The following is a 23,181-nucleotide window of genomic DNA, read 5'->3' as shown; positions in this document are numbered from 1 at the left end:
GGCCCGCTCTCCTCGGCGTGCGCGCGGGGTTTACAACTTGCGATCCAATACGTATAGTGGGGGTTTGCCCTCGCAGAATTGTCGACCCGTTTCGCTTGACACGGGCCGTTCACCATGCGCAGAAGCATTCGCAACAACCGCCCGCGAGCCCTCGGAAGGACCCACTGTTGGCCGCCTCGCGCACCGCCTCAAAGAACAAAATCATCTCCTCCACTGGTCGTATCTCGTTTGCCAAGATCGCCGAACCGATGGAGGTCCCTGATCTGCTGGACCTGCAGATCGACTCCTTCGACTGGCTGATCGGTAACGACGTTTGGCGCAGCGGCGTCGACGCCGCGTTGGCCGAAGGCCGTACCGATGTGAACACGAAGTCCGGTCTGGAGGAGATCTTCGAAGAGATCTCGCCGATCGAGGACTTCTCCGGCACGATGTCGCTGTCGTTCCGCGACCACCGTTTCGAGCCGCCGAAGAACACCGTGGATGAGTGCAAGGAGCGCGACGTCACCTACGCCGCGCCGTTGTTCGTCACCGCGGAGTTCATGAACAACGAGACTGGCGAGATCAAGAGCCAGACGGTCTTCATGGGCGACTTCCCGCTGATGACCGACAAGGGCACGTTCGTCATCAACGGCACCGAGCGTGTCGTGGTGTCGCAGCTGGTCCGTTCGCCCGGTGTCTACTTCGAGCAGACCACCGACAAGACCTCCGACAAGGACATCTTCACCTGCAAGGTGATCCCGTCGCGCGGTGCGTGGCTGGAGTTCGAGATCGACAAGCGCGACATGGTCGGTGTCCGGCTGGACCGCAAGCGCAAGCAGAACGTGACCGTCCTGCTCAAGGCGCTCGGCTGGACGGATGCGCAGATCCTGGAGGAGTTCGGCGAGTACGAGTCGATCCGGCTGACCCTGGAGAAGGACCACACCTCGACCCAGGACGAGGCGCTGCTCGACATCTACCGCAAGCTGCGTCCGGGCGAGCCGCCGACGCGTGAGGCTGCGCAGGCGCTGTTGGAGAACTACTACTTCAACCCGAAGCGTTACGACCTGGCCAAGGTCGGTCGTTACAAGATCAACAAGAAGCTGGGCCTCGAGCAGCCGTTCGACACCCAGGTCCTCACCATCGACGACATCGTCGCCGCCATCCGCTTCGTCGTCGCGCTGCACGAGGGCAAAGAGACCCTCGACGCCCCGCGCGGTGAGCTGGTGGTCGAGGAAGACGACATCGACCACTTCGGCAACCGCCGGCTGCGTACGGTGGGCGAGCTGATCCAGAACCAGCTGCGCACCGGACTCGGCCGGATGGAGCGCGTGGTTCGTGACCGGATGACGACCCAGGACGTCGAGGCCATCACGCCGCAGACGCTGATCAACATCCGGCCCGTCGTCGCGGCGCTGAAGGAGTTCTTCGGCACCTCGCAGCTGAGCCAGTTCATGGACCAGACCAACCCGATCGCCGGTCTGACCCACAAGCGTCGCCTGTCGGCGCTCGGCCCGGGTGGTCTGTCTCGTGACCGCGCCGGCATGGAGGTCCGTGACGTCCACCCGTCGCACTACGGCCGGATGTGCCCGATCGAGACCCCGGAAGGCCCGAACATCGGCCTGATCGGCTCGCTCGCCTCCTTCGCCCGGGTGAACGCCTTCGGCTTCGTCGAGACGCCGTACCGCAAGGTTGTCGACGGGGTCGTCACCGACCAGATCGACTACCTCACCGCCGACGAGGAGGACCGCTACATCACCGCGCAGGCCAACGCCAAGCTCGACGAGAACTTCCGGTTCTCCGAGGAGCGGGTGCTGGTCCGCAAGCGCCACGGTGACGTCGACACGGTCCCGCCGTCCGACGTGCACTACATGGACGTCTCGCCGCGGCAGATGGTGTCGGTCGCGACCGCGATGATCCCCTTCCTCGAGCACGACGACGCCTCCCGTGCGTTGATGGGCTCGAACATGCAGCGTCAGGCTGTGCCGCTGATCCGTTCCGACGCCCCCTTCGTGGGCACCGGGATGGAATACCGCGGAGCTGTCGACGCCGGTGACGTGACCGTCGCCGCCCAGCCCGGTGTGGTCACCTCGGTGAGCGCCGACCTGGTCGAGATCGCTCACGACGACGGCACCTACCGCACCTACCGGCTGAGCAAGTTCCGTCGGTCGAACCAGGGCACCTGCATCAACCAGCGTCCGCTGGTCGCTGCCGGTCAGCGGGTCGAGGTCGGCACTCCGCTGGCCGACGGTCCGTGCACCGATGGCGGCGAGATGGCACTGGGGCGCAACCTGCTGGTGGCGTTCATGCCGTGGGAGGGTCACAACTACGAGGACGCGATCATCCTCAGCCAGCGGGTGGTCCAGGACGACATCCTCACCTCGATCCACATCGAGGAGCACGAGGTTGACGCCCGTGACACCAAGCTGGGTGCGGAGGAGATCACCCGCGACATCCCGAACGTCAGCGAGGAGATGCTGGCTGACCTGGATGAGCGGGGCATCATCCGCATCGGTGCCGAGGTCAGCACCGGCGACATCCTGGTCGGCAAGGTCACGCCCAAGGGTGAGACCGAGCTGACCCCGGAGGAGCGGCTGCTCCGGGCGATCTTCGGTGAGAAGGCCCGCGAGGTCCGCGACACCTCACTCAAGGTCCCGCACGGCGAGTCCGGCACCGTCATCGGTGTCCGGGTCTTCGACCGCGACGGCGACGACGAGCTGTCCCCGGGCGTCAACCAGCTGGTCCGCGTGTACGTGGCCCAGAAGCGGAAGATCTCCAACGGTGACAAGCTCGCCGGCCGTCACGGCAACAAGGGCGTCATCTCCAAGATCCTGCCGATCGAGGACATGCCGTTCCTGGAGGACGGGACTCCGGTCGACATCGTGTTGAACCCGCTGGGTGTGCCGAGCCGGATGAACGTCGGTCAGGTGCTGGAGACCCACCTCGGGTGGGTGGCCAAGACCGGCTGGGACCTCGAAGGCGTCGAGGGCGAGTGGGCTGCCCGACTGCGTGACGTCGGTGTCGGTCATGTCGATGGCAACACCCGCCTCGCGACGCCCGTCTTCGACGGCGCCACCGAGGAGGAGATCACCGGTCTGCTGGGCAACACCTTGAAGACGCGCGACGGTGTCCGCCTGGTGAACAGCGACGGCAAGGCGCGGCTGTTCGACGGTCGCTCCGGCGAGCCGTTCCCGGACGCGGTCGGTGTGGGCTACATCTACATGCTGAAGCTCCACCACCTGGTCGACGACAAGATCCACGCTCGCTCGACCGGTCCGTACTCGATGATCACGCAGCAGCCGCTGGGCGGTAAGGCCCAGTTCGGTGGCCAGCGGTTCGGCGAGATGGAGGTGTGGGCGCTCGAGGCCTACGGTGCCGCCTGGGCACTGCAGGAGCTGCTCACCATCAAGTCCGACGACGTACCCGGCCGGGTGAAGGTCTACGAGGCCATCGTCAAGGGCGAGAACATCCCCGAACCCGGGATCCCGGAGTCCTTCAAGGTGCTGGTGAAGGAGATGAAGTCCCTCTGCCTGAACGTTGAGGTGCTTTCCTCCGATGGCACCGAGGTGGAGCTGCGCGACTCCGACGACGACAACTACCGGTCGTCCGACGAGTTCGGCATCGACCTGTCACGTCGTCCCGGCGAGTCGCTGGGCGTCGAAGAAGTCTGAGCACGTTCCGATCGGTCGGGCAGCGTCTCGGCGCCGCCCGGCCGGTCGGGTCTCAGTCATCGCAGGTACCTAGATTCATTAGAGAGAGAAGACAGACAACGTGCTCGACGTGAACTTCTTCGACGAGATCCGCATCGGCCTGGCAACGGCTGACGAGATCCGTCAATGGTCACACGGTGAAGTGAAGAAGCCGGAGACCATCAACTACCGCACGCTCAAGCCCGAGCGTGACGGACTGTTCTGCGAGAAGATCTTCGGTCCCACCCGGGACTGGGAGTGCTACTGCGGCAAGTACAAGCGCGTCCGCTTCAAGGGCATCATCTGCGAGCGCTGTGGTGTCGAGGTGACCCGCTCCAAGGTGCGTCGTGAGCGGATGGGCCACATCGAGCTCGCCGCCCCGGTCACCCACATCTGGTACTTCAAGGGCGTCCCCTCGCGCTTGGGCTATCTGCTCGACATCGCGCCGAAGGACCTGGAGAAGGTCATCTACTTCGCTGCGTACATGATCACCAGCGTCGACGAGGAGGCGCGTCACCGCGACCTGTCCTCGCTCGAGGCGAAGATCGACGTCGAGCGCAAGCAGCTCGAGACCCGCCGGGACTCCGACATCGAGAACCGGATGAAGAAGCTCGAGGACGACACCGCCGCGCTCGAGGCCGAGGGTGCCAAGGCCGACGTCAAGCGCAAGGTCCGTGAAGGTGCCGAGCGTGAGGTCAAGCAGCTGCGCGACCGCGCCCAGCGTGAGCTGGACCGCCTCGACGCCGTCTGGACCCGGTTCAAGAACCTCAAGGTCCAAGACCTCGAGGGCGACGAGATCCTCTACCGCGAGATGAAGACCCGCTTCGGCAAGTACTTCGCGGGTTCGATGGGCGCCGACGCGATCCAGAAGCGGCTGCAGACCTTCGACCTCGAGGCTGAGGCCGAGTCGCTGAAGGAGACCATCCAGACCGGCAAGGGGCAGCGCAAGACCCGGGCCCTGAAGCGGCTGAAGGTCGTCTCGGCGTTCCTCACCACCAAGAACAGCCCGACCGGCATGGTGCTGGACTGCGTCCCGGTGATCCCGCCGGACCTGCGTCCGATGGTGCAGCTCGACGGTGGCCGGTTCGCGACGTCGGACCTGAACGACCTGTACCGCCGCGTGATCAACCGCAACAACCGGCTGAAGCGCCTGCTCGACCTCGGTGCACCCGAGATCATCGTGAACAACGAGAAGCGGATGCTCCAGGAGGCTGTGGACTCGCTGTTCGACAACGGCCGTCGTGGCCGTCCGGTCACCGGTCCGGGCAACCGGCCGCTGAAGTCCATCTCGGACATGCTGAAGGGCAAGCAGGGCCGGTTCCGCCAGAACCTGCTCGGCAAGCGCGTCGACTACTCCGGCCGTTCGGTCATCGTCGTCGGCCCGCAGCTCAAGCTGCACCAATGCGGTCTGCCGAAGGCGATGGCGCTGGAGCTGTTCAAGCCGTTCGTGATGAAGCGGCTCGACGACCTGAACCACGCGCAGAACATCAAGTCGGCCAAGCGCATGGTGGAGCGTCAGCGCCCCGTGGTGTGGGACGTCCTCGAAGAGGTCATCTCCGAGCACCCGGTGCTGCTGAACCGCGCACCCACCCTGCACCGTCTGGGTATCCAGGCGTTCGAGCCGCAGCTCATCGAGGGCAAGGCCATCCAGATCCACCCGCTCGTCTGCACGGCGTTCAACGCCGACTTCGACGGTGACCAGATGGCTGTGCACCTGCCGCTGAGCGCGGAGGCGCAGGCCGAGGCCCGCATCCTGATGCTGTCGACCAACAACATCTTGAAGCCCGCCGACGGTCGACCCGTGACCATGCCCACCCAGGACATGATCATCGGCCACTACTTCCTCACCATGCAGGTGGACGGCGCCAACGGCGAAGGCCGTGCGTTCGGTAGCGTCTCCGAGGCCCTGATGGCCTTCGACCGCAAGGAGCTGTCGGTCCAGGCGAAGATCAAGCTGCGGCTGACCGACATCGTCCCGCCCGCCGGTTTCGAGCTCAACGACCGCGGTGCGATCGTGTTCGAGACCACCCTGGGTCGGGCGCTGTTCAACGAGGCGCTGCCGGCGGACTACCCGTACGCCGACTACGAGGTGGGCAAGAAGCAGCTGGGTCAGATTGTCAACGACCTGGCCGAGCGCTACCCGAAGGTCGAGGTGGCCTTCTGCCTGGACGCGCTGAAGGACCTCGGTTTCCACTGGGCCACCCGGTCCGGCGTGACCGTGTCCATCGGCGACGTCACCACCCCGGCGGACAAGCCGCAGATCCTGGCTGGATATGAGGACCGCGCGAACAAGATCGACAAGCAGTACGAGCGCGGTCTGATCACCTCCGACGAGCGTCGCCAAGAGCTCATCGAGATCTGGACGGATGCGACCTCGCGACTCGGTGCGGCGATGGAGGCCAACTTCTCCAAGACCAACCCGATCTACATGATGGTCCACTCCGGTGCCCGCGGAAACATGGTGCAGATGCGCCAGATCGCCGCTATGCGTGGCCTCGTGGTGAACCCGAAGGGCGAGATCATCGCCCGCCCGATCAAGTCCAACTTCCGTGAGGGCCTCTCGGTCCTGGAGTACTTCATCTCCACCCACGGTGGGCGGAAGGGTCAGGCGGACACCGCGCTGCGGACGGCCGACTCGGGTTATCTGACCCGTCGTCTGGTCGACGTCAGCCAGGACGTGATCATCCGCGAAGAGGACTGTGGCACCGAGCGTGGTCTGACCAAGACCATCGGTGTCGAGGAGAACGGCAAGATCGTGCTCGATGAGCACGTCGAGACCGCCGTCTACGCCCGCTCGCTGGCCACCGACGTGCTGGACTCGGACGGCAACGTCCTGCTGGCCGCCGGGGTCGACCTGGGTGACGTCAACATCGCGCTGCTCGTCGACGCGGGTGTCACCACGGTCAAGGTCCGCAGCGTCCTCACCTGTGAGGCCGTTACCGGCACCTGCGCCATGTGCTACGGGCGTTCGCTGGCCAGCGGCAAGCTGGTCGACGTCGGCGAGGCCGTCGGCATCGTCGCCGCCCAGTCCATCGGTGAGCCCGGCACCCAGCTGACGATGCGTACCTTCCACACCGGTGGTGTGGCCGGTGACGACATCACCCAGGGTCTGCCGCGTGTGGTCGAGCTCTTCGAGGCTCGCCAGCCGAAGGGCAAGGCTCCGATCTCGGAGGCTGCCGGTCGGGTGCAGATCGAGGATGCGGACCGTCTCAAGAAGATCATCGTCGTCCCCGACGACGGGTCTGAGGAGGCCGAGTTCACGGTCAGCCGTCGTGCCCGGTTGCTGGTGGAGGACGGCGACCATGTCGCCGTCGGGCAGCAGCTCACCGCCGGTACGCCGGACCCGCAGGACGTGCTCCGGGTGTTGGGTGTCCGCAAGGTGCAGGAGCACCTGGTGGACGAGGTCCAGTCGGTGTACCGCACGCAGGGTGCGCCGATCCACGACAAGCACATCGAGATCATCATCCGGCAGATGCTGCGCCGGGTGACCGTGATCGAGTCCGGCGACTCGAACCTGCTGGCGGGCGACCTGGTCGACCGGCTCACCTACGAGGGGCAGAACCGCAAGGTCGTCTCCGAGGGCGGCACCCCGGCCTCGGGTCGTCCGGTCCTGATGGGCATCACCAAGGCGTCGCTGGCCACCGAGTCGTGGTTGTCGGCAGCGTCCTTCCAGGAGACCACCAAGGTCTTGACCGACGCCGCCATCCACGGCAAGTCGGACAGCCTGGTGGGCCTGAAGGAGAACGTGATCCTCGGCAAGCTGATCCCGGCCGGCACCGGCCTGGAGCGTTATCGCAACATCCGGGTCGAGGCCACGGCGGAAGCCAAGGCTCAGGCCTACTCGATGGTGGGTTACGACCCGTTCGACTATGACTTCGGTCAGGGGTCGGGTGCGGCCGTGCCGCTCGAGGAGTTCGACCTGGGCGACTACCGCTAGGTAGCACCGCACCAGGCAGTGCTCAGCAGGACAGCCCACAGGGGCGGGACCGGTTCGCCGGACCCGCCCCTGTGGCGTTGGCGGTCCGAACACCGCCATGCGTAGCGCGCGACGCCCCCGGGCGGGGCTAGGTGTCCAGCAGCCCGCGACCGCGTGCGATCGCGGCGGCCTCGGTGCGACCGCCGGCCCCGAGCTTGGCCAAGATGTTGGACACGTGCACCGAGGCCGTCTTGGTGGAGATGAACAGGCTCTGGCCGATCTCGCGGTTGCTGCGCCCCGCCGCGACCAGCGTGAGCACCTGGTGTTCGCGCGGGGTGAGCAGCCCGCCGGCGGGCGGGGCGGCGTCGCCCAGCTCGGCCAGCAGCGGCCCGGCACGAAGCTCGGTGGCCACCGCCCGAGCGTCGCGGCTGGCCGCGCTCGCTTCGGCCGCCCGGCCGTCGGCGCGCAGCACGTCGGCGTAGCGGGCCAGTGAGCGCGCCTGCTCGAAGCGGTGACCGTAGCGGTCGAACTGTTCGACCGTGCGCTGCCAGGCCTCACGCAGGGCCGAACGATCGACGGCCTCGGCGCCCACCCGCCACCGCAGGTGCAACAGCTCGGCCTGCACCCGGGCCAGCCAGGCCTGGCTCTCCGGCCCGCGATGGTTGCGGCGACGGCCCATCGCCTCGGCCCGGTCGGCCGCCCCGGCCAGGACCGTGGCCCGATCCAGCAGCTCCAGCCGACGCTGCGCGTCCACCGTCTGGATCGCCCGGCCGAACTGACCGATCAGCAGGGCGCTCAGTCGGATCCGGGCCTGGAAGTCGGTCATCCACCAGAGCTCGCCGACCTCCCGGACGACCTCGTCGTGCACCGCGATCGCCCGGTCGAGATCGCCCGCGTCGCCCCACAGGTCGATCATGGCACCGGCACTGGCGATGGCCACCATGCCGTCGGTGCTCCACTGCGGCCGGATGCGGTCCAGCAACCCGGCGCGAGCGGTCTCGCCCCGGCCGGCCGCCAGCTGCAGCTGGATGCTGAGCAGGGCGGCTTCGGCCAGCGGGGGTGGGGACTCGCCGGTGCTGTCGACGATCGCCGTCGCCTCGTCCCAGCGGCCCAGCTGATAGGCCACCAGACCGGCGAGCATCCGGGAGTCGATCCCGTACGGCGCATACGGGCGACCGAGATCGGCGCTGCGGTGCGCGGCCTGGCGGTATACCTCGAGCGCGGTGGGCAGATCGCCCCGTTCGTAGTGCAGGCCGGCGAGGTGGTGCAGGGCTCGGAGCTCGGCCGGGTCACCGGCTGCCCGGGCCTCGGCGACGACCCGCTCGAGCATCCGGCGGGACTCCTCGGCGTCGCCGCCCCGCTCCCGGACGCGGGCCAGCGCCGTCTCCACCTGCCCGGCCAGATCGGTCAGACCTAGCTGCCGGGCCAGCGCCACCGCCTCGTCGCCCCAGCGGATGGCATCTTCGTCTCGATGCCGGTCGGCCAGAGCCTGAGCATGGGTGGCGATGGTGCGGCAGCGCAGCGGCGTCGGCTCGTCCGGCACCAGTGCGACCGCCTCCGTGGTCGCTGCCGTGATGTCGATCGTGGTGCCGGTGAGCAGCGCGGCGGTCGCGAGGGCCACCAGCAGGCGGGCTCGATGCTCGGCCGGTGCGTCCGCAGGGATCCGATCGAGTCGCTGTTGGACCAGGTCGATGGCCTTCTGCAGCAGTCCGGCCGCCGCGGCAGCGGCAGCTGCCTTCTCCGTCAGGTGGACGAGGTCGTTGTCAGGCTCCGGGGTCACCCGAGCCGAGCCGCCCAGGACATCCATGGCCAGCTCGTAGTGCTGCAGCGCCTCGTCCGGCCCGGCCACCGAGATGGCCTCGTCCCCGGCCAGCACACTCGACCGATAGGCGGTGACGTGGTCGCCGGCCGCGAACGCGTGCCGCGCCAGATGCGCAGCGGTGCCCACCGAGCCGGCCAGGGTGAGCATGGCGACATAGCTGGCGTGCAGCCGTTCCCGCTCGCCGGGCAGCAGGTCCTCATACACCGCCTCGGCCAGCATCGCGTGCCGGAAGGCGTACGACGCGCCGTCGGGCACCAGCACGTTGAACTCGATCGCGGTCCGGACGGCGGCTTCGAACCGGGGCCGATCCAGCCCGGACACCGCGGCCAGCACCGCGTCGTGCACCGTGCGGCCGGCGACCGAGGCCGCGCGAACAACCTGCCGGGTGTCGGGATCCAGCTGGTCCAGCCGGACCAAGAGCAGTCCGGCCAGGTCGCGGGGGAGGGCGGACGGGCCGAAAGCGGTGGCTGCCACCAGCTCCTCGGTGAAGAAGGCGTTGCCGTCGGCGCGCTCCACCACGGTGCGTACCTGCTCCTCCCGCAGCGGCGCAGGGTGCAGTGCCGTCACCAGATGCCGGACCGCGGCGTCGGGCAGCGGGGTCAGCTCCAGCCGTCCCACCCCGGGCAGCCGGCTCCAGTTGGCGGCGATGGTGCGCAGCGGGTGCCGGCGGTGCAGGTCATCGCTGCGGTAGGTGGCGACCAGCGACACCGGCGCCTCGAACCGGCGAGCGAACAGATAGCTCAGCAGGTCACAGGTCGACTGGTCGGCCCAGTGCAGGTCCTCCAGCACGACCAGCACCGGCCGCTCGGAGCCGAGGTCCTCGAGCGCTGAGTGCACCGCCTCGAACAGTGACCCTCGGTCCATCGGATCGGCGGCCACGATCGCGCGCCGCTGCCGTGGCACCAGCCGCTGCAGGGCGGGGTAGGCCTCCACCAGTCCGGCCAGTCGCTGCGGCCGCGACGCCTCCAGCCTGCCCACCAGCTCACTGAACGGCAGATAAGGCAGCGGACTGCCGCCGAGGTCGATGCAGTGCCCGGTGGCCACCTGCCACCCGGCGCGTCGGGCCCGGTCGGCCAGCGCCGCCAGCAACCGGGTTTTCCCGATGCCGGCGTCGCCGGCCAGCAGCACCGTCGCCGGCTGCGGCGACGCGGTCACGCCGGCCAGCTCCGCGAGTCGGCGCAGCTCGTCGGCCCGGCCGATCATCGGCACGGTGGCGAAGGGAGGCGACACGTGCCTCATTGTGGCCGAGGCGGCTGACAGACCGCAGCGATTTAGCCGTCAGACGACGGGCGCAACCCTCCGGGTGCCTCCGACAGGGGTACGGCGGCCGGTCGCTCGCAGCTGCTCTGCACCGCGACCGAGCGTCCGGTCTCAGCCGAGGACAGCAGGGACGTCATGACGTCGAGCACATGGAAGGCGAGCTCGCCGCCGGCCCGCGCGGTCTGGCCGGCCGGGGTGAGGGCGAGGTCCGCCAGTCCGTATCCGCGGGCGCTGTCGCGATAGCCGGCGCTGACCGGCAGCACCTGCCAGCCGCCCTCGCCGAGCGTCTGCAGCTCCACGTCACCGCCGAAGGTGTTCGGGTCGGGGACCACCAGGGAGCCGCGCTCGCCGTGCACCTCGATCCGCGACGACCGGCTGGCCACCGAGTCGAAGCTCATCACCAGGGTGGACAGCACCCCACCGGTGTGCACCAGCACGCCGGTGACATGGGTGTCGACGGTGACGTCGATGACCTCGCCCTGCCGCGGACCGGAGCCGATGGTGCGCTGTGTCCGGGTGTGGCTCGCCGCCCCGATCACCGACGACACCGGACCCAGCAGCGTGACCAGCGCGCTGACGTAGTACGGGCCCATGTCCAACAGCGGCCCGCCGCCGGGCTGGTAGTAGAAGTCAGGGTTCGGGTGCCAGCGTTCGTGGCCCGGCGTCACCATGGTGGCGGTGGCGGCGATCGGCGCACCGATGAGTCCGTCGTCGATGGCCTTGCGGGCCGTCTGGGTGCCGGTGCCGAGCACCGTGTCGGGCGCGCAGCCCACCCGGACGCCGGCTTCGCGGGCGGCGTCCAGCACAGCAGCGCCGGCGGCGGTGTCGGCGGTCAACGGCTTCTCGCCGTAGACGCTCTTGCCGGCGGCGATGGCCTGCAGGGCGACCTCGGCGTGCGCGGCCGGAATGGTCAGGTTCAGCACGACGTCGACGTCGGGGTCAGCCACCAGCTCGGCCACGGTCAGCGCCCGGACGCCGTAGGTCGCGGCCACCGCCGCCGCCCGGTCAGCGTCCAGGTCGGCCACCGCTGTCAGCCGCAGCGCGGCCAGCCGGGCGATGGTGGTGAGATAGGCGTCGGAGATCTTCCCGCAGCCGACCAGCCCGACGCGCCAGGGCGTCACCGGCTCGCCCACAGCAGCCCCCGCTCGATGATGGTGCGCACGCTCGGGTGCTCCAAGACGTCGACGCTGTGGCCGGGCGTGGTCACGAACACCCGGCCCTGGCCCCACTGACGGGTCCAGATCGCCGGTGAGGTGACCGGCCGGTGCCACGGGTCCCAGGCGCGCACCTGCTGGGTGGTGGTGGCCAGCACATCGCAGTAGTCGTCGCTGAGCACCCAGTACTGCTCGGTGGTGAGGTCGAAGTCCTCCAGGCCGGCCACGATCGGATGGTCGGCGGCTTCGGGTGAGATCTCCACCCGGTAGGGCACGTAGTTGTTGGCCGCCGACTGCTCGGTGATGGTCTGGGGGTCCTTGCCCGGGTGGCAGGCGAACTGACCGCCGATCAGGTGCAGATAGTCCGAGGAGTTGCGATACGAGTCGGCGATGCCGCCGTGCCAACCGGCCATTCCGGTGCCGTTGGCCACGGCCTCGCGCAGACCGACCAGCTGGTCGGGCTCGATCGCGCTCATGGTCACGCACTGCAGGATGAGATCGGTGCGGGCCATCGTCTCGGCGTCGGCGTAGACCGCCGGCGAGTCCTCGACCCGGACGTCATAGCCGTTCTCGACCAGATAGGGGATGAACAGGTCGGTCGCCTCGACCGGGGCGTGGCCGTCCCAGCCGCCGCGTACGACGAGGGCCGACTTCTCTGCGATTGTCATGGGTGCTCTCTCACTTCGCCGAGTGTCATCCTTGCGCAACTCGGATCTTCGATGATCGTTTCACTGTCCGTACGGACGGTCAAGCAGCGCCACTTCTACGCATAGTGTTGCGAAACTCTGGCGGCTCTCCATAATGAGGATATGACCGAGACCCCGGGGCGACCGACCACTCTCGCGGACGTGGCACGGCACTGCCGGACCACGGTGCCGACGGTCTCGAAGGTCCTGAACGGGCGCAGTGACGTCTCGGCGGCGACGCGGACGGCGGTGCTGGCCGCGGCCGCGGAGCTGGGCTACCGATCGCCCCGGCGAGCGGGGGCGACCTCGCGGTCACGGTCCGGGGGCGCGCACCCCGGCGCCCTGGTCGACCTCGTCCTGCGCGTGGTCGAAGGGTCGTGGTCCAACCGGGTGTTGAGCGGGGTGGAGCAGGCCGCCGCCGACGCCGGCGTCGACGTGGTCGTCACCGTGGCCCGGCCCGAGGACACCGGAGAGCGGCACTGGGTGGCGCGGCTGCTGAGCCGACGCTCACGGGGAGCCGTGCTGGCCCTGGTCACCCCGACCCGCGCGGAGCTGGCAGCGCTGGCTGCCGCCGGCATTCCGGTCGTGCAGCTCGACCCGGCGGTCGAGGCCGCCCCGGACACCGCGAGTGTGGGAGCCACCAACTGGGCCGGCGGTCGTTCCGCGGCGGAACACCTCGTCGCGCTGGGGCACCGGCGGATCGCGGTGCTGGGTGGTCAGCGTCGCCACCTCTACAGCCAGGCCCGGATCGACGGCTTCCGCTCGGGCCTGGAGCACGCCGGGCTTCGCCTGCCGCCGGAGCTGTTGCGGCACGCCGCCTGGGACACGGCCGGGGGCGAGCACGCGGCGGGTCAGCTCCTCGACCTCGCGGAGCCGCCGACCGCGGTCTTCGCCTGCTCCGACACGATGGCCCTCGGGGTCTATCTGGCGGCCCGGGCGCGAGGGCTCTCGGTCCCGTCCGACCTCAGCGTGGTGGGTTTCGACGACCTTCCCGAGTCGCAGTGGGTGTCGCCGGGGCTGACCACGGTGGGCCAGCCGATCAAGCAGATGGGTGCGGCTGCGCTGCGAGCCCTGCTGCGGTTGCAGGACGAGGGCGGCAGCACTTCGGAGGCGCCCATCACCCATCGCGAGGAGCTGGCCACCGTGCTGGTCGTCCGCGGCTCCACCGCCACCGCGCCTCGCTAGCCGAATTCGGGAAGCGCCGGCCCAATATTTCCGCAGATGCGGGCGATATGCTGCCCAGGTGCCGCAATATCGGATCAGCCAGGCCGCGTCGCTGCTCGGCGTCAGCGACGACACCGTACGTCGCTGGATCGACACCGGCCGGCTGCCGGTCGTCGGGGGACCGGGCCCTCGAGCCGTGGACGGTGCTGCGCTCGCCGCCTTGGCGCAGGAGATCGCCACCACCCCCGAGCTGGGCACCCCGACTGCCGTCAGTGCCCGCAACCGCTTCACCGGGTTGGTCACCCGGGTCGTCGCCGACACGGTGATGGCGCAGGTGGATCTGCAGTGCGGGCCGTTCCGCGTCGTGTCGCTGATCTCCGCCGAAGCGGCCGCCGAGCTGGGCCTGGCGCCCGGCGTGCTCGCCGTCGCTTCGGTCAAGTCCACCCACGTCGTGGTTGAGACACCGGACGCCTGACGTGTCGCCCGGCCCACGGTCAGTTCCGCACCGCCCCCCGGTCCGGGTCGGCGTCATCGCCGCGCTGCTGTTCGCGGTGACCATGATGACCGGCTGCAGTGGGCGAACATCCGCGCCGGATCCCGCGGTTCGCCAGCCGGTCACCGGACCACTGACCGTGCTCGCTGCCGCGTCCCTGACCGAGTCGTTCACGACCATGGGCGACCGGTTCGAAGCCGCACATCCCGGCACCACGCTGACCTTCAGCTTCGGTTCCAGCTCGACGCTGGCCACCCAGATCACCTCCGGTGCGCCGGCGGACGTGTTCGCCGCGGCGAGCGAGGCGACGATGGCCACCGTGACCGCCGTCGGTGCGGCCGCCGGACCGGTGAGCTTCGCCACCAACACGCTGCAGATCGCGGTGCCGCGGGGCAATCCCGGCAACATCACCGGGCTGGCCGACTTCGCCGATCCCGACCGTACGCTCGCCGTCTGCGCCCCCCAGGTGCCCTGCGGTGCTGCGGCGCAGGCCGTGTTCGCCGACGCCGGCATCGACGCCAGGCCCGACACCTTCGAGTCCGACGTCAAGGCCGCACTGCAGAAGGTGCGGCTGAACGAGGTGGACGCTGCCCTGGTCTATCGGACCGACGTGGCTGCCGCCGGCGCCGAGGTCCAGGGGATCGACGTGGCCGAGGCGACGGCCGCAGTGAACGTCTATCCGATCGTGCGGCTGGCCGACGCCCCCCATCCCGCCGCCGCGCAGGCCTTCGTCGACTACGTCACCTCGGCCGACGGCCGCCGGATCATGACCGAGGCCGGCTTTGGCTCGCCCTGACCCGGTCCCGACCGAGCGCCGCGGCCGGCGCTGGCGAGCATTGCCCGGAGGCCAGCGCTGGCGCGCAGCCGGTGTCCCCGCCCTGCTCGGCGTCCCGGCCGCGATCGGCTGCGCGTTCTTGGTCCTGCCGCTGGTCGGTCTGGTCATCCGAGCCCCGTGGCCGGATGCGTGGCAGGTGCTGACCGACGGTGCCGCGATGACGGCGCTGCGGCTGTCGGTGATCACCGCCTCCATCGCCACGGTGGTCGCCGTCGTCCTCGGGGTGCCGATGGCCTGGCTGCTCGCTCAGCCGGGCGTGCGTGGCTCGGGTGTGCTGCGTGCGCTGGTCACGGTCCCGCTGGTGCTGCCGCCGGTGGTCGGCGGGGTTGCGCTGTTCACCGTGCTGGGGCGCTCCGGCCTGCTCGGTCGACCGCTGTACGAGCTCACCGGCTTCGCCTTCCCCTTCACGCCGTACGCCGTGGTGTTGGCGCAGGTGTTCGTGGCGCTGCCGTATCTCGTCCTCTCGGTCGAGGGGGCGCTGCGGGCCGCGGACCGGCGATACGAGGAGGCAGCGGCGACGCTCGGCGCCCGACCCGTCGTGGTGTTCTCCCGGGTCACCCTGCCGTTGATCGGGCCCGGGATCGCGTCGGGAGCGGTGCTGGCCTGGGCGCGTGCGCTGGGGGAGTTCGGCGCCACGATCACCTTCGCGGGCAGCTTCCCCGGGACCACGCGGACGATGCCGCTCGAGGTCTACCTGGCCCTGGAGACCGACCCGGGCGCCGCCCTGCTGCTGTCGGTGCTGCTGCTGGTGGTGTCGGTCGTGGTCCTGGTCCTGCTCCGTGATCGTTGGGTGAACCGGTGGTGAGCGGGCTGGAGGCGGAGCTGCGGCTGGTCCGCGGCGACCTGACCCTGGACCTGCGGCTCGCGGTGGCCGAGGGCGAGGTGGTGGCGCTGTTGGGACCGAACGGAGCCGGCAAGTCGACCACCTTGCGCGCCCTGTCCGGTCTGCTCGCGCTGCAGGCGGGGCGTACGGTCTGTGGCGACCTGGTGCTGGACGACGTGGCGCGCGGCATCCGACTGCCCGTCCATGATCGTCCGGTGGGGATGGTGTTCCAGGACTACCTGCTCTTCCCCCACCTCACCGTGCTCGACAACGTTGCCTTCGGCCCCCGGGCCAAGGGCCGCGGCCGAGCCGAAGCCCGCGCCACGGCTGCCGCGATGCTGCAGCGGGTGGGAGCCGGCGACCTGGCAGCCCTGCGACCACGGCGGATCTCCGGCGGCCAGGCGCAACGGGTGGCACTGGCGCGTGCCCTGGCTGTCGAACCTGCGCTGTTGCTGCTCGACGAACCACTGGCGGCGCTGGACGCGCGAACCCGCCTGACCGTCCGGAGCGAGCTGCGCCGACACCTGCGCGCGTTCGGCGGCGCCTCGGTGGTGGTCACCCACGACCCGGTGGACGCCGCCGTGCTGGCCGACCGGCTGGTCGTGCTGGAGGAGGGCCGGATGGTGCAGCAGGGGACCCCGGCCGAGGTCGCCCGCCGGCCGCGGACCGACTACGTCGCACGGCTGGTCGGGCTGAACCTGGTGGCTGGCACTGCCACCGGCCGGCAGGTGCAGCTGGCGGGCGGGGGATCTGTCGAGCTCGGACAACCGGCCCAGGGTGCCGTGCACGTCGCGTTCCGCCCGGCCGCCGTCGCGCTGTTCCGCAGCCGTCCGGACGGCAGTCCGCGCAATCTCTGGCGCGGACCGATCACCGGCCTCGAACCCCACGGCGACGGGGTCCGGGTGGAGGTCGGCGGCGCACCCGGGCCGGGGGCCACAGTGATCGCCGAGATCACCGCGGCGGCGGTCGCCGATCTTGGTCTCGGCCTCGGGGTGGAGGTGTGGGTCAGCGTCAAGGCCTCCGAGGTGGACGTCTATCCCCGATGAGAACACCCGCCCGGCAGCAGCATCACGGCCGTCGCGACGGTGCCGGTAGGGTGTGCTGCTTCGACCCCGCGGCACCGGATCGGACTCCGCCCGCCGTCCGCCGCCGGTCGGAGCAGACGGTCTCGGGGGTGACCGACGACCATCCCCGTTCGGGTGGGCCAGCGCCCACGCCGCGGGCCGAGCGGCCGAGAGGGCCAGGCATGATCATTCAGAGGTTTCTGGTCCAGCTCGTTGTCCTCAGTGCGCTGCTCGCGGCCGCTGCTGGCTGTGCGGTCAACCGCGACGGCGAGGACGGCGCCGAGGCAGCGAGCAACGCCGGAGCACTGGTCGGCGTGGCGATGCCGACCAAGACCTCCGCCCGCTGGATCGACGACGGCGACAACGTCAAGGCCAAGCTGGAGGCACTGGGATACCGGGTGGATCTCCAGTACGCCGACGACCAGGTGGCCGATCAACGGCGGCAGATCATCGCCATGCTGGACCAGGGCGCCAAAGCTCTCGTCATCGCGCCGATCGACGGCACGGCGCTGACCGAGGAGCTGGATCGGGCGGCCGCAGCCGGTGTCAAGGTGATCGCCTATGACCGGCTGATCAACCAGACGCCCAACGTCGACTTCTACGTCACCTTCGACAACTACCTGGTCGGCGCGCAGCAGGCCACCTCCCTGCTGCAGGGGCTCGGCATCGTCGACGCCAACGGCAAGGACACCGGCGCCACCGATCCGAAGAACATCGAGCTGTTCGCCGGTAGCCCTGACGACAACAACGCACACATCTTCTACGCCGCCGCTCTCGGCGTGCTGCAGCCCTATCTCGACCGTGGCATCCTCACGATCGCGTCGGGACAGACCACGTTCGAGCAGGTCGCCACGCAGCAGTGGAAGCTCGAGACCGCGCAGCTGCGGATGGAGACCCTGCTCACCAGCTTCTACGCCGAGGGTGCGACCACGAACTCGGCCCGCCGCGGTTCGGCGAAGCTGGACGGCGTGCTGTCGCCGTACGACGGCATCTCCCGCGGCATCTTGGCCGCGACCCGCTCCGCCGGCATCACCACGCCGGTCGTCACCGGACAGGATGCCGAGAAGCCGTCGGACAAGCTGATCTTGGAAGGTGTGCAGTACTCGACGATCTTCAAGGACACCCGCGAGCTGGGCAGCACCGCCGCCACGATGGTGGACACGGTGCTGACCGGCAGGCAGCCCGAGACCAACGACACCACGACCTATGACAACCAGGTCAAGGTGGTCCCGGCCTACCTGCACACGTCGGTCATCGTCACCAAGGCCAACCTGAAGAAGGAGATCGTCGACACCGGCTACTACACCGCGGACGAGGTCAGCAGCGGCGCGTAGCGGAGGCGATGCCCCGCTCGCCGGTCAGCCCGGATAACCGGTCGGTCGGGCCGCCGCCGGTCAGTACGCTGAGCGCGTGGCCATCCTCGACAGCGTCAACGTGGGCGCTCCCAAGCCCAACCCCTACAAGGACACCCGGGCGACCGGCATCGACAAGCAGCCGGTGATCGGTCCGGTCGAGGTCCGTGACCCCGGTCCCAAGACCACCGGTCTGGGCAGCGGCCTGGTCGGTGACTACATCGGCGACGGCAAGCACCACGGGGGTGACGAGCAGGCGGTCTACGCGTACGCCCGGGAGGATCTGGATGACTGGGAGGCCCGGCTGGAGCGGCCGCTGCCCAACGGCTTCTTCGGCGAGAACCTGACCACCCGGCAGCTGGACGTCAACGGAGCTCGGCTCGGGGAGCGGTGGCGGATCGGTGACGAGGTGGTGCTGGTCGTGACCTGCCCCCGGATCCCGTGCTCGACCTTCCGCGGCTGGGTGGGGGAGAAGGGGTGGCTCCGCACGTTCACCGAGGTCGCCCGCCCGGGGGCGTACCTGAGCGTCGCCGTTCCCGGTCGGATCGAGGCCGGGAGCACCATCGAGGTCATCCATCGGCCCGATCACGACGTGACGGTGTCGCTCACCTACCAGGCGATGACCACCCGCCGCGATCTCCTGCCGTCGCTGCTGGCGGCCGGCGACGATCTGACCGAGGAGCTGCGGGAGATGGCGCTGCGGCGGGAGACGGTCGCCCTGGACTGAGGGGCCGGGGGAATATCGAGACCGCGCCGAGCGCTGTACGTTGCATGACCGACCAGACCTCGACCCTGTCCCCGACCATCGATCTGGCCGACCTGGGCACCGTGCACCGCCTCGGGTACGGCGCCATGCGGATCACCGGCCCCGGCATCTGGGGTGAGCCGGCCGACCGCGAGGTCGCCCGTCAGGTCGTCCGGCGGGCGGTCGAGCTGGGCGTCGACTTCATCGACACCGCCGACTCCTATGGGCCGAACGTCAGCGAGGAGATCATCGCGGAGGCGATCGCTCCGTACCCGGCCGGGATCAAGGTCGCGACCAAGGCAGGCCTGACCCGCCAGGGTCCGGACGTGTGGACCCCGGTCGGTCGACCCGAATATCTGCGCCAGCAGGCTGAGCTGAGCCTGCGCAGGCTGCGGGTCGAGCGACTGGACCTGTTCCAGCTGCACCGCATCGACGCCAAGGTCCCGGCCGAGGAGCAGTTCGGCCTGCTGGCCGAGCTCCAGGCCGAAGGCAAGGTCGCCGCCCTGGGCCTGTCGGAGGTGAGCGTTGACGAGATCAAGGCGGCCGCCGGCTACTTCACGGTCTCGACCGTGCAGAACCGCTTCAACCTCACCGACGACAAGTCCACCGACGTCCTCGACTACTGCGAGGCCAACGGCATCGGGTTCATCCCGTGGGCGCCCATCTCGGGTGGCGAGCTGGCCGCCATCGGTGGTCCGCTCGAGGCCGCGGCCAAGCGGCTGGACGCCACGGCGTCCCAGGTCGCACTGGCGTGGCTGTTGCGCCGCTCACCGGTGATGATGCCGATCCCCGGCACCGGGTCGGTGGCGCACCTGGAGGAGAACATGGCCGCCGGGTCGCTTGAGCTGGACGATGCCACGTACGCCGAGATCAGCGCCGCAGCCGCGGCCTGACGCCGGCCTGCGGCAGGTTTTGACCGTGCGCCGGGGACGAGATAACCTTGACCCTTGTGTTCGGGCTTGCCCGACTCTTGTGCGTGCCCCAAAGATCTGATCGAAGTGAAGGCGTCCGTCCGGACGACTTCTGGTGATCGATGTGGTGGAGTTCGCACGGTGTGCCACCGAGAAGTCGGCGGCACACGACCCACATCCAAGAAGAAAGAGATACCACGCGGTGCCCACAATCCAGCAGTTGGTCCGAAAGGGCCGCTCCGACAAGGTGAGCAAGAACAAGACGCCCGCTCTGAAGGGTTCCCCTCAGCGTCGTGGCGTGTGCACACGGGTGTACACGACCACGCCCAAGAAGCCGAACTCAGCGCTGCGTAAGGTCGCTCGCGTCAAGCTGTCCAGCGGCATGGAGGTCACGGCCTACATCCCCGGTGTCGGGCACAACCTGCAGGAGCACTCGATGGTGCTCGTCCGCGGCGGTCGCGTGAAGGACCTGCCCGGCGTTCGCTACAAGATCATCCGCGGCTCGCTCGACACCCAGGGTGTCAAGAACCGCAAGCAGGCTCGCAGCCGCTACGGCGCGAAGAAGGAGAAGTAATGCCTCGCAAGGGTCCCGCCCCGAAGCGCCCGCTCCTCGTCGACCCCGTCTACGGGTCGCCGCTGGTGAGCCAGCTCGTCAGCAAGGTCCTCCTCGACGGCAAGAAGACGATCGCCCAGGGCATCGTCTACACCGCTCTCGAGGGCACCCGCACCAAGACCGGTGTCGACCCCGTGCAGACGCTGAAGCGCGCTCTCGACAACGTCAAGCCGGCTCTGGAGGTCAAGAGCCGCCGTGTCGGTGGCGCCACCTACCAGGTGCCGATCGAGGTCAAGCCCGGCCGGTCCACCACGCTGGCCATGCGCTGGCTGGTGTCCTTCTCCCGGCAGCGCCGCGAGAAGACGATGGCCGAGCGCCTGATGAACGAGATCCTGGACGCGTCCAACGGTCTCGGCGCCGCGGTGAAGCGGCGTGAGGACACCCACAAGATGGCTGAAGCCAACAAGGCGTTCGCGCACTACCGCTGGTAGCCATCCGGCCGCGGCCCCTTCGGGGCCGACGGCCCCGAACCAAGTATTTTGCCCGTACCGGCGCCTCGATAGCTCCTCGTACGGTCAGCCCTTCGCAACAGATAAGAGGTTGAGCCCTCGTGGCTGTCGACATCAAGACTGACCTTTCCAAGGTCCGCAACATCGGGATCATGGCCCACATCGATGCGGGTAAGACCACCACGACCGAGCGCATCCTGTTCTACACCGGTATCAACTACAAGATCGGTGAGGTCCACGACGGCGCGGCCACCATGGACTGGATGGAGCAGGAGCAGGAGCGTGGCATCACGATCACGTCCGCTGCGACCACCTGTCAGTGGAAAGACCACACCATCAACATCATCGACACCCCCGGGCACGTCGACTTCACGGTCGAGGTGGAGCGTTCGCTCCGCGTCCTCGACGGTGCTGTCGCGGTCTTCGACGGTGTCGCGGGCGTCGAGCCGCAGAGCCAGACCGTGTGGCGTCAGGCCGACCGCTACCAGGTGCCGCGGATCTGCTTCATCAACAAGCTGGACCGCACCGGTGCCTCGTTCGACTTCTGTGTCGAGACCATCAAGAACCGTCTGAACGCCGTCCCGGCCATCCTGCAGCTGCCGATCGGCGCCGAGGCCGACTTCATCGGCGTCGTCGACCTGGTCAAGATGCGTGCGCTGACCTGGCGTGGCGAGACCGCGATCGGTGAGGACTACACCGTCGAGGAGATCCCGGCCGACATGCTGGAGCGGGCCACCCAGGCCCACTCCGAGCTGGTCGAGCTGGTCGTCGAATACGACGACGAGCTGATGGAGGTCTTCCTCGAGGGCGAGGAGCCGACCGCTGAGCAGCTCCAGGCTGCGCTGCGTCGGGCGATCCTCTCGTCCCAGATCACCGCCGTCCTGTGTGGCACCGCGTTCAAGAACAAGGGTGTCCAGCCGCTGCTCGACGCCGTCCTGGCCTACCTGCCCTCCCCGATGGACGTTCCCGCCATCAAGGGCTTCAAGCCCGGCGACGAGACGGTCGAGATCGACCGGCACCCCGACGTGACCGACCCGTTCGCGGCGCTGGCCTTCAAGATCGCTGCGGATCCGCACCTGGGCAAGCTGACCTACATCCGCGTCTACTCCGGCAAGCTGGAGACCGGCACCACGGTGCTGAACGCGACCAAGGGTCGCAAGGAGCGGATCGGCAAGATCTACCAGATGCACGCCAACAAGCGTGAGGAGATCGCCAGCGTCGGCGCCGGCCAGATCGTCGCCGTGATGGGTCTGAAGGACACCACCACCGGAGAGACGCTCTGCGACCAGGCCAACCCGGTCGTCCTCGAGTCGATGGACTTCCCGGCCCCGGTCATCGAGCAGGCTATCGAGCCGAAGACCAAGTCCGACCAGGAGAAGCTGTCGATCGCCATCCAGCGGTTGGCGGAGGAGGACCCGACGTTCCGGGTCCACACCGACGACGAGACCGGTCAGACCATCATCGCCGGCATGGGCGAGCTGCACCTCGAGGTGCTGATCGACCGGATGAAGCGCGAGTTCAAGGTCGAGGCCAACATCGGCAAGCCGCAGGTGGCCTACCGGGAGACGCTGCGTCGCCCGGTGACGAAGGTCGAGTACACCCACAAGAAGCAGTCGGGTGGCTCGGGGCAGTACGCCCGCGTCATCATCGACCTGGAACCGCTGGAGCCGGGCTCGGGCTACGAGTTCGTCAACGCGGTGACCGGTGGTCGCATCCCGCGCGAATACATCCCGGCCGTCGACGACGGCGTCCAGGACGCGATGCAGTTCGGTGTGCTGGCCGGCTACCCGGTGGAGGACATCAAGGTGACGCTGCAGGACGGCGCCTACCACGATGTCGACTCCTCCGAGCTCGCCTTCAAGATCGCCGGCTCGATGGTGTTCAAGGAAGCTGCCCGCCGGGCCGACCCGGCTCTGCTCGAGCCGATGATGGCCGTCGAGGTGACCACCCCCGAGGACTACCTCGGTACGGTCATCGGCGACCTGAACGCCCGTCGCGGTCAGATCCAGGCGATGGACGACATGCACGGCAACAAGGTCGTCCAGGCCCTGGTGCCGCTGTCGGAGATGTTCGGCTACGTCGGTGACCTGCGGTCGAAGACCTCGGGCCAGGCGTCGTACTCGATGGAGTTCCACTCCTACGCCGAGACCCCGCGCAACGTGGCCGAGGAGATCATCCAGAAGGCCCGCGGCGAGTGATCAAGGGCCGCCCCGTGTCTGCGAGGACCGG

The 23,181-nt window shown here is 68.9% G+C and carries 16 protein-coding genes; 13 read left to right on the top strand and 3 right to left on the bottom strand.

Translation table 11 applies throughout. The features are described from left to right. Nucleotides 1–167 precede the first annotated feature (167 nt). Together rpoB and AC1XX3_RS03575 are read left to right on the top strand one after the other, a co-directional pair. Nucleotides 168–3,647 carry a DNA-directed RNA polymerase subunit beta gene (gene rpoB, locus AC1XX3_RS03580; RefSeq protein WP_483319703.1) on the top strand — a complete coding sequence of 1,160 codons (3,480 nt, stop codon included), beginning with the start codon at nucleotides 168–170 and terminating at the stop codon, nucleotides 3,645–3,647. 100 nt (nucleotides 3,648–3,747) lie between these two features. Next, on the top strand, nucleotides 3,748–7,602 hold the full coding sequence (locus AC1XX3_RS03575; RefSeq protein ID WP_483319702.1) for a DNA-directed RNA polymerase subunit beta': 3,855 nt from the start codon (nucleotides 3,748–3,750) through the stop codon (nucleotides 7,600–7,602). Between the two features lie 127 nt (nucleotides 7,603–7,729). On the opposite strand, the gene AC1XX3_RS03570 is transcribed toward AC1XX3_RS03575, so the two are convergent. Genes AC1XX3_RS03570 through AC1XX3_RS03560 form a run of 3 tightly spaced genes read right to left on the bottom strand, consistent with a single transcriptional unit; the run spans nucleotide 7,730 to nucleotide 12,485 of the window. Beyond that, complete coding sequence (locus AC1XX3_RS03570) at nucleotides 7,730–10,633, bottom strand: helix-turn-helix transcriptional regulator (RefSeq protein WP_483319701.1); 2,904 nt, start codon at nucleotides 10,631–10,633, stop codon at nucleotides 7,730–7,732. Nucleotides 10,634–10,674: 41 nt separating this feature from the next. Beyond that, nucleotides 10,675–11,784 (bottom strand): Gfo/Idh/MocA family protein, encoded by a 1,110-nt coding sequence (locus AC1XX3_RS03565; protein ID WP_483319700.1) that lies wholly within the window; start codon nucleotides 11,782–11,784, stop codon nucleotides 10,675–10,677. Continuing rightward, nucleotides 11,781–12,485, bottom strand: a complete 705-nt coding sequence (locus tag AC1XX3_RS03560; protein WP_483319699.1) for a ThuA domain-containing protein — start codon at nucleotides 12,483–12,485, stop codon at nucleotides 11,781–11,783. The genes AC1XX3_RS03565 and AC1XX3_RS03560 overlap by 4 nt, the downstream gene beginning before the upstream one ends. A gap of 141 nt (nucleotides 12,486–12,626) precedes the next feature. Here AC1XX3_RS03560 and AC1XX3_RS03555 point away from each other — a divergent pair, with 141 nt between their 5' ends. The 11 genes from AC1XX3_RS03555 to fusA all read left to right on the top strand — a co-directional run bounded on the left by AC1XX3_RS03555 (nucleotide 12,627) and on the right by fusA (nucleotide 23,150). Beyond that, nucleotides 12,627–13,688, top strand: coding sequence for a LacI family DNA-binding transcriptional regulator (locus AC1XX3_RS03555; RefSeq protein WP_483319698.1), 1,062 nt, complete (start codon nucleotides 12,627–12,629; stop codon nucleotides 13,686–13,688). A gap of 58 nt (nucleotides 13,689–13,746) precedes the next feature. Beyond that, the gene (locus AC1XX3_RS03550) at nucleotides 13,747–14,142 is read left to right on the top strand and encodes a TOBE domain-containing protein (protein ID WP_483319697.1); all 396 of its coding nucleotides are present in this window, start codon (nucleotides 13,747–13,749) and stop codon (nucleotides 14,140–14,142) included. 1 nt (nucleotide 14,143) lies between these two features. Next, nucleotides 14,144–14,956: a molybdate ABC transporter substrate-binding protein gene (modA, locus tag AC1XX3_RS03545; RefSeq protein ID WP_483319696.1), complete on the top strand. Its 813-nt coding sequence runs from the start codon at nucleotides 14,144–14,146 to the stop codon at nucleotides 14,954–14,956. Then, nucleotides 14,943–15,800 carry an ABC transporter permease gene (locus AC1XX3_RS03540; protein ID WP_483319695.1) on the top strand — a complete coding sequence of 286 codons (858 nt, stop codon included), beginning with the start codon at nucleotides 14,943–14,945 and terminating at the stop codon, nucleotides 15,798–15,800. The genes modA and AC1XX3_RS03540 overlap by 14 nt, the downstream gene beginning before the upstream one ends. After that, a complete protein-coding gene (locus AC1XX3_RS03535; RefSeq protein ID WP_483319694.1) occupies nucleotides 15,794–16,864 on the top strand; it encodes an ABC transporter ATP-binding protein in 1,071 nt (356 codons plus the stop codon). The genes AC1XX3_RS03540 and AC1XX3_RS03535 overlap by 7 nt, the downstream gene beginning before the upstream one ends. 200 nt (nucleotides 16,865–17,064) lie before the next feature. Continuing rightward, nucleotides 17,065–18,216, top strand: coding sequence for a substrate-binding domain-containing protein (locus tag AC1XX3_RS03530; protein WP_483319693.1), 1,152 nt, complete (start codon nucleotides 17,065–17,067; stop codon nucleotides 18,214–18,216). Between the two features lie 76 nt (nucleotides 18,217–18,292). Beyond that, nucleotides 18,293–18,961, top strand: a complete 669-nt coding sequence (locus AC1XX3_RS03525; RefSeq protein WP_483319692.1) for an MOSC domain-containing protein — start codon at nucleotides 18,293–18,295, stop codon at nucleotides 18,959–18,961. A 44-nt stretch (nucleotides 18,962–19,005) separates the two neighbouring features. After that, nucleotides 19,006–19,872 carry an aldo/keto reductase gene (locus tag AC1XX3_RS03520; protein ID WP_483319691.1) on the top strand — a complete coding sequence of 289 codons (867 nt, stop codon included), beginning with the start codon at nucleotides 19,006–19,008 and terminating at the stop codon, nucleotides 19,870–19,872. A gap of 220 nt (nucleotides 19,873–20,092) precedes the next feature. Beyond that, nucleotides 20,093–20,464 (top strand): 30S ribosomal protein S12, encoded by a 372-nt coding sequence (gene rpsL / locus AC1XX3_RS03515; RefSeq protein ID WP_483319690.1) that lies wholly within the window; start codon nucleotides 20,093–20,095, stop codon nucleotides 20,462–20,464. Then, nucleotides 20,464–20,934, top strand: a complete 471-nt coding sequence (rpsG, locus tag AC1XX3_RS03510) for a 30S ribosomal protein S7 (RefSeq protein WP_483319689.1) — start codon at nucleotides 20,464–20,466, stop codon at nucleotides 20,932–20,934. The genes rpsL and rpsG overlap by 1 nt, the downstream gene beginning before the upstream one ends. 170 nt (nucleotides 20,935–21,104) lie before the next feature. Then, entirely contained in the window at nucleotides 21,105–23,150 is a 2,046-nt protein-coding gene (gene fusA, locus AC1XX3_RS03505) for an elongation factor G (protein ID WP_483320205.1), read from the top strand. Nucleotides 23,151–23,181: the final 31 nt, after the last annotated feature.

Source organism: Microlunatus sp. M237, assembly GCF_056896895.1.
Note: the sequence above shows the minus strand (reverse complement) of the source record. Positions and strands in the feature narration are given on the sequence as shown.

Excerpts from the sequence above, each read along its gene's own strand:
- AC1XX3_RS03560 (WP_483319699.1), bottom strand. The coding sequence starts at position 12,485 with ATGACAATCGCAGAGAAGTCGGCCCTCGTCGTACGCGGCGGCTGGGAC.
- AC1XX3_RS03520 (WP_483319691.1), top strand. The coding sequence starts at position 19,006 with ATGACCGACCAGACCTCGACCCTGTCCCCGACCATCGATCTGGCCGAC.
- AC1XX3_RS03530 (WP_483319693.1), top strand. The coding sequence starts at position 17,065 with ATGATCATTCAGAGGTTTCTGGTCCAGCTCGTTGTCCTCAGTGCGCTG.
- fusA (WP_483320205.1), top strand. The coding sequence starts at position 21,105 with ATGGCCCACATCGATGCGGGTAAGACCACCACGACCGAGCGCATCCTG.
- rpsG (WP_483319689.1), top strand. The coding sequence starts at position 20,464 with ATGCCTCGCAAGGGTCCCGCCCCGAAGCGCCCGCTCCTCGTCGACCCC.
- AC1XX3_RS03555 (WP_483319698.1), top strand. The coding sequence starts at position 12,627 with ATGACCGAGACCCCGGGGCGACCGACCACTCTCGCGGACGTGGCACGG.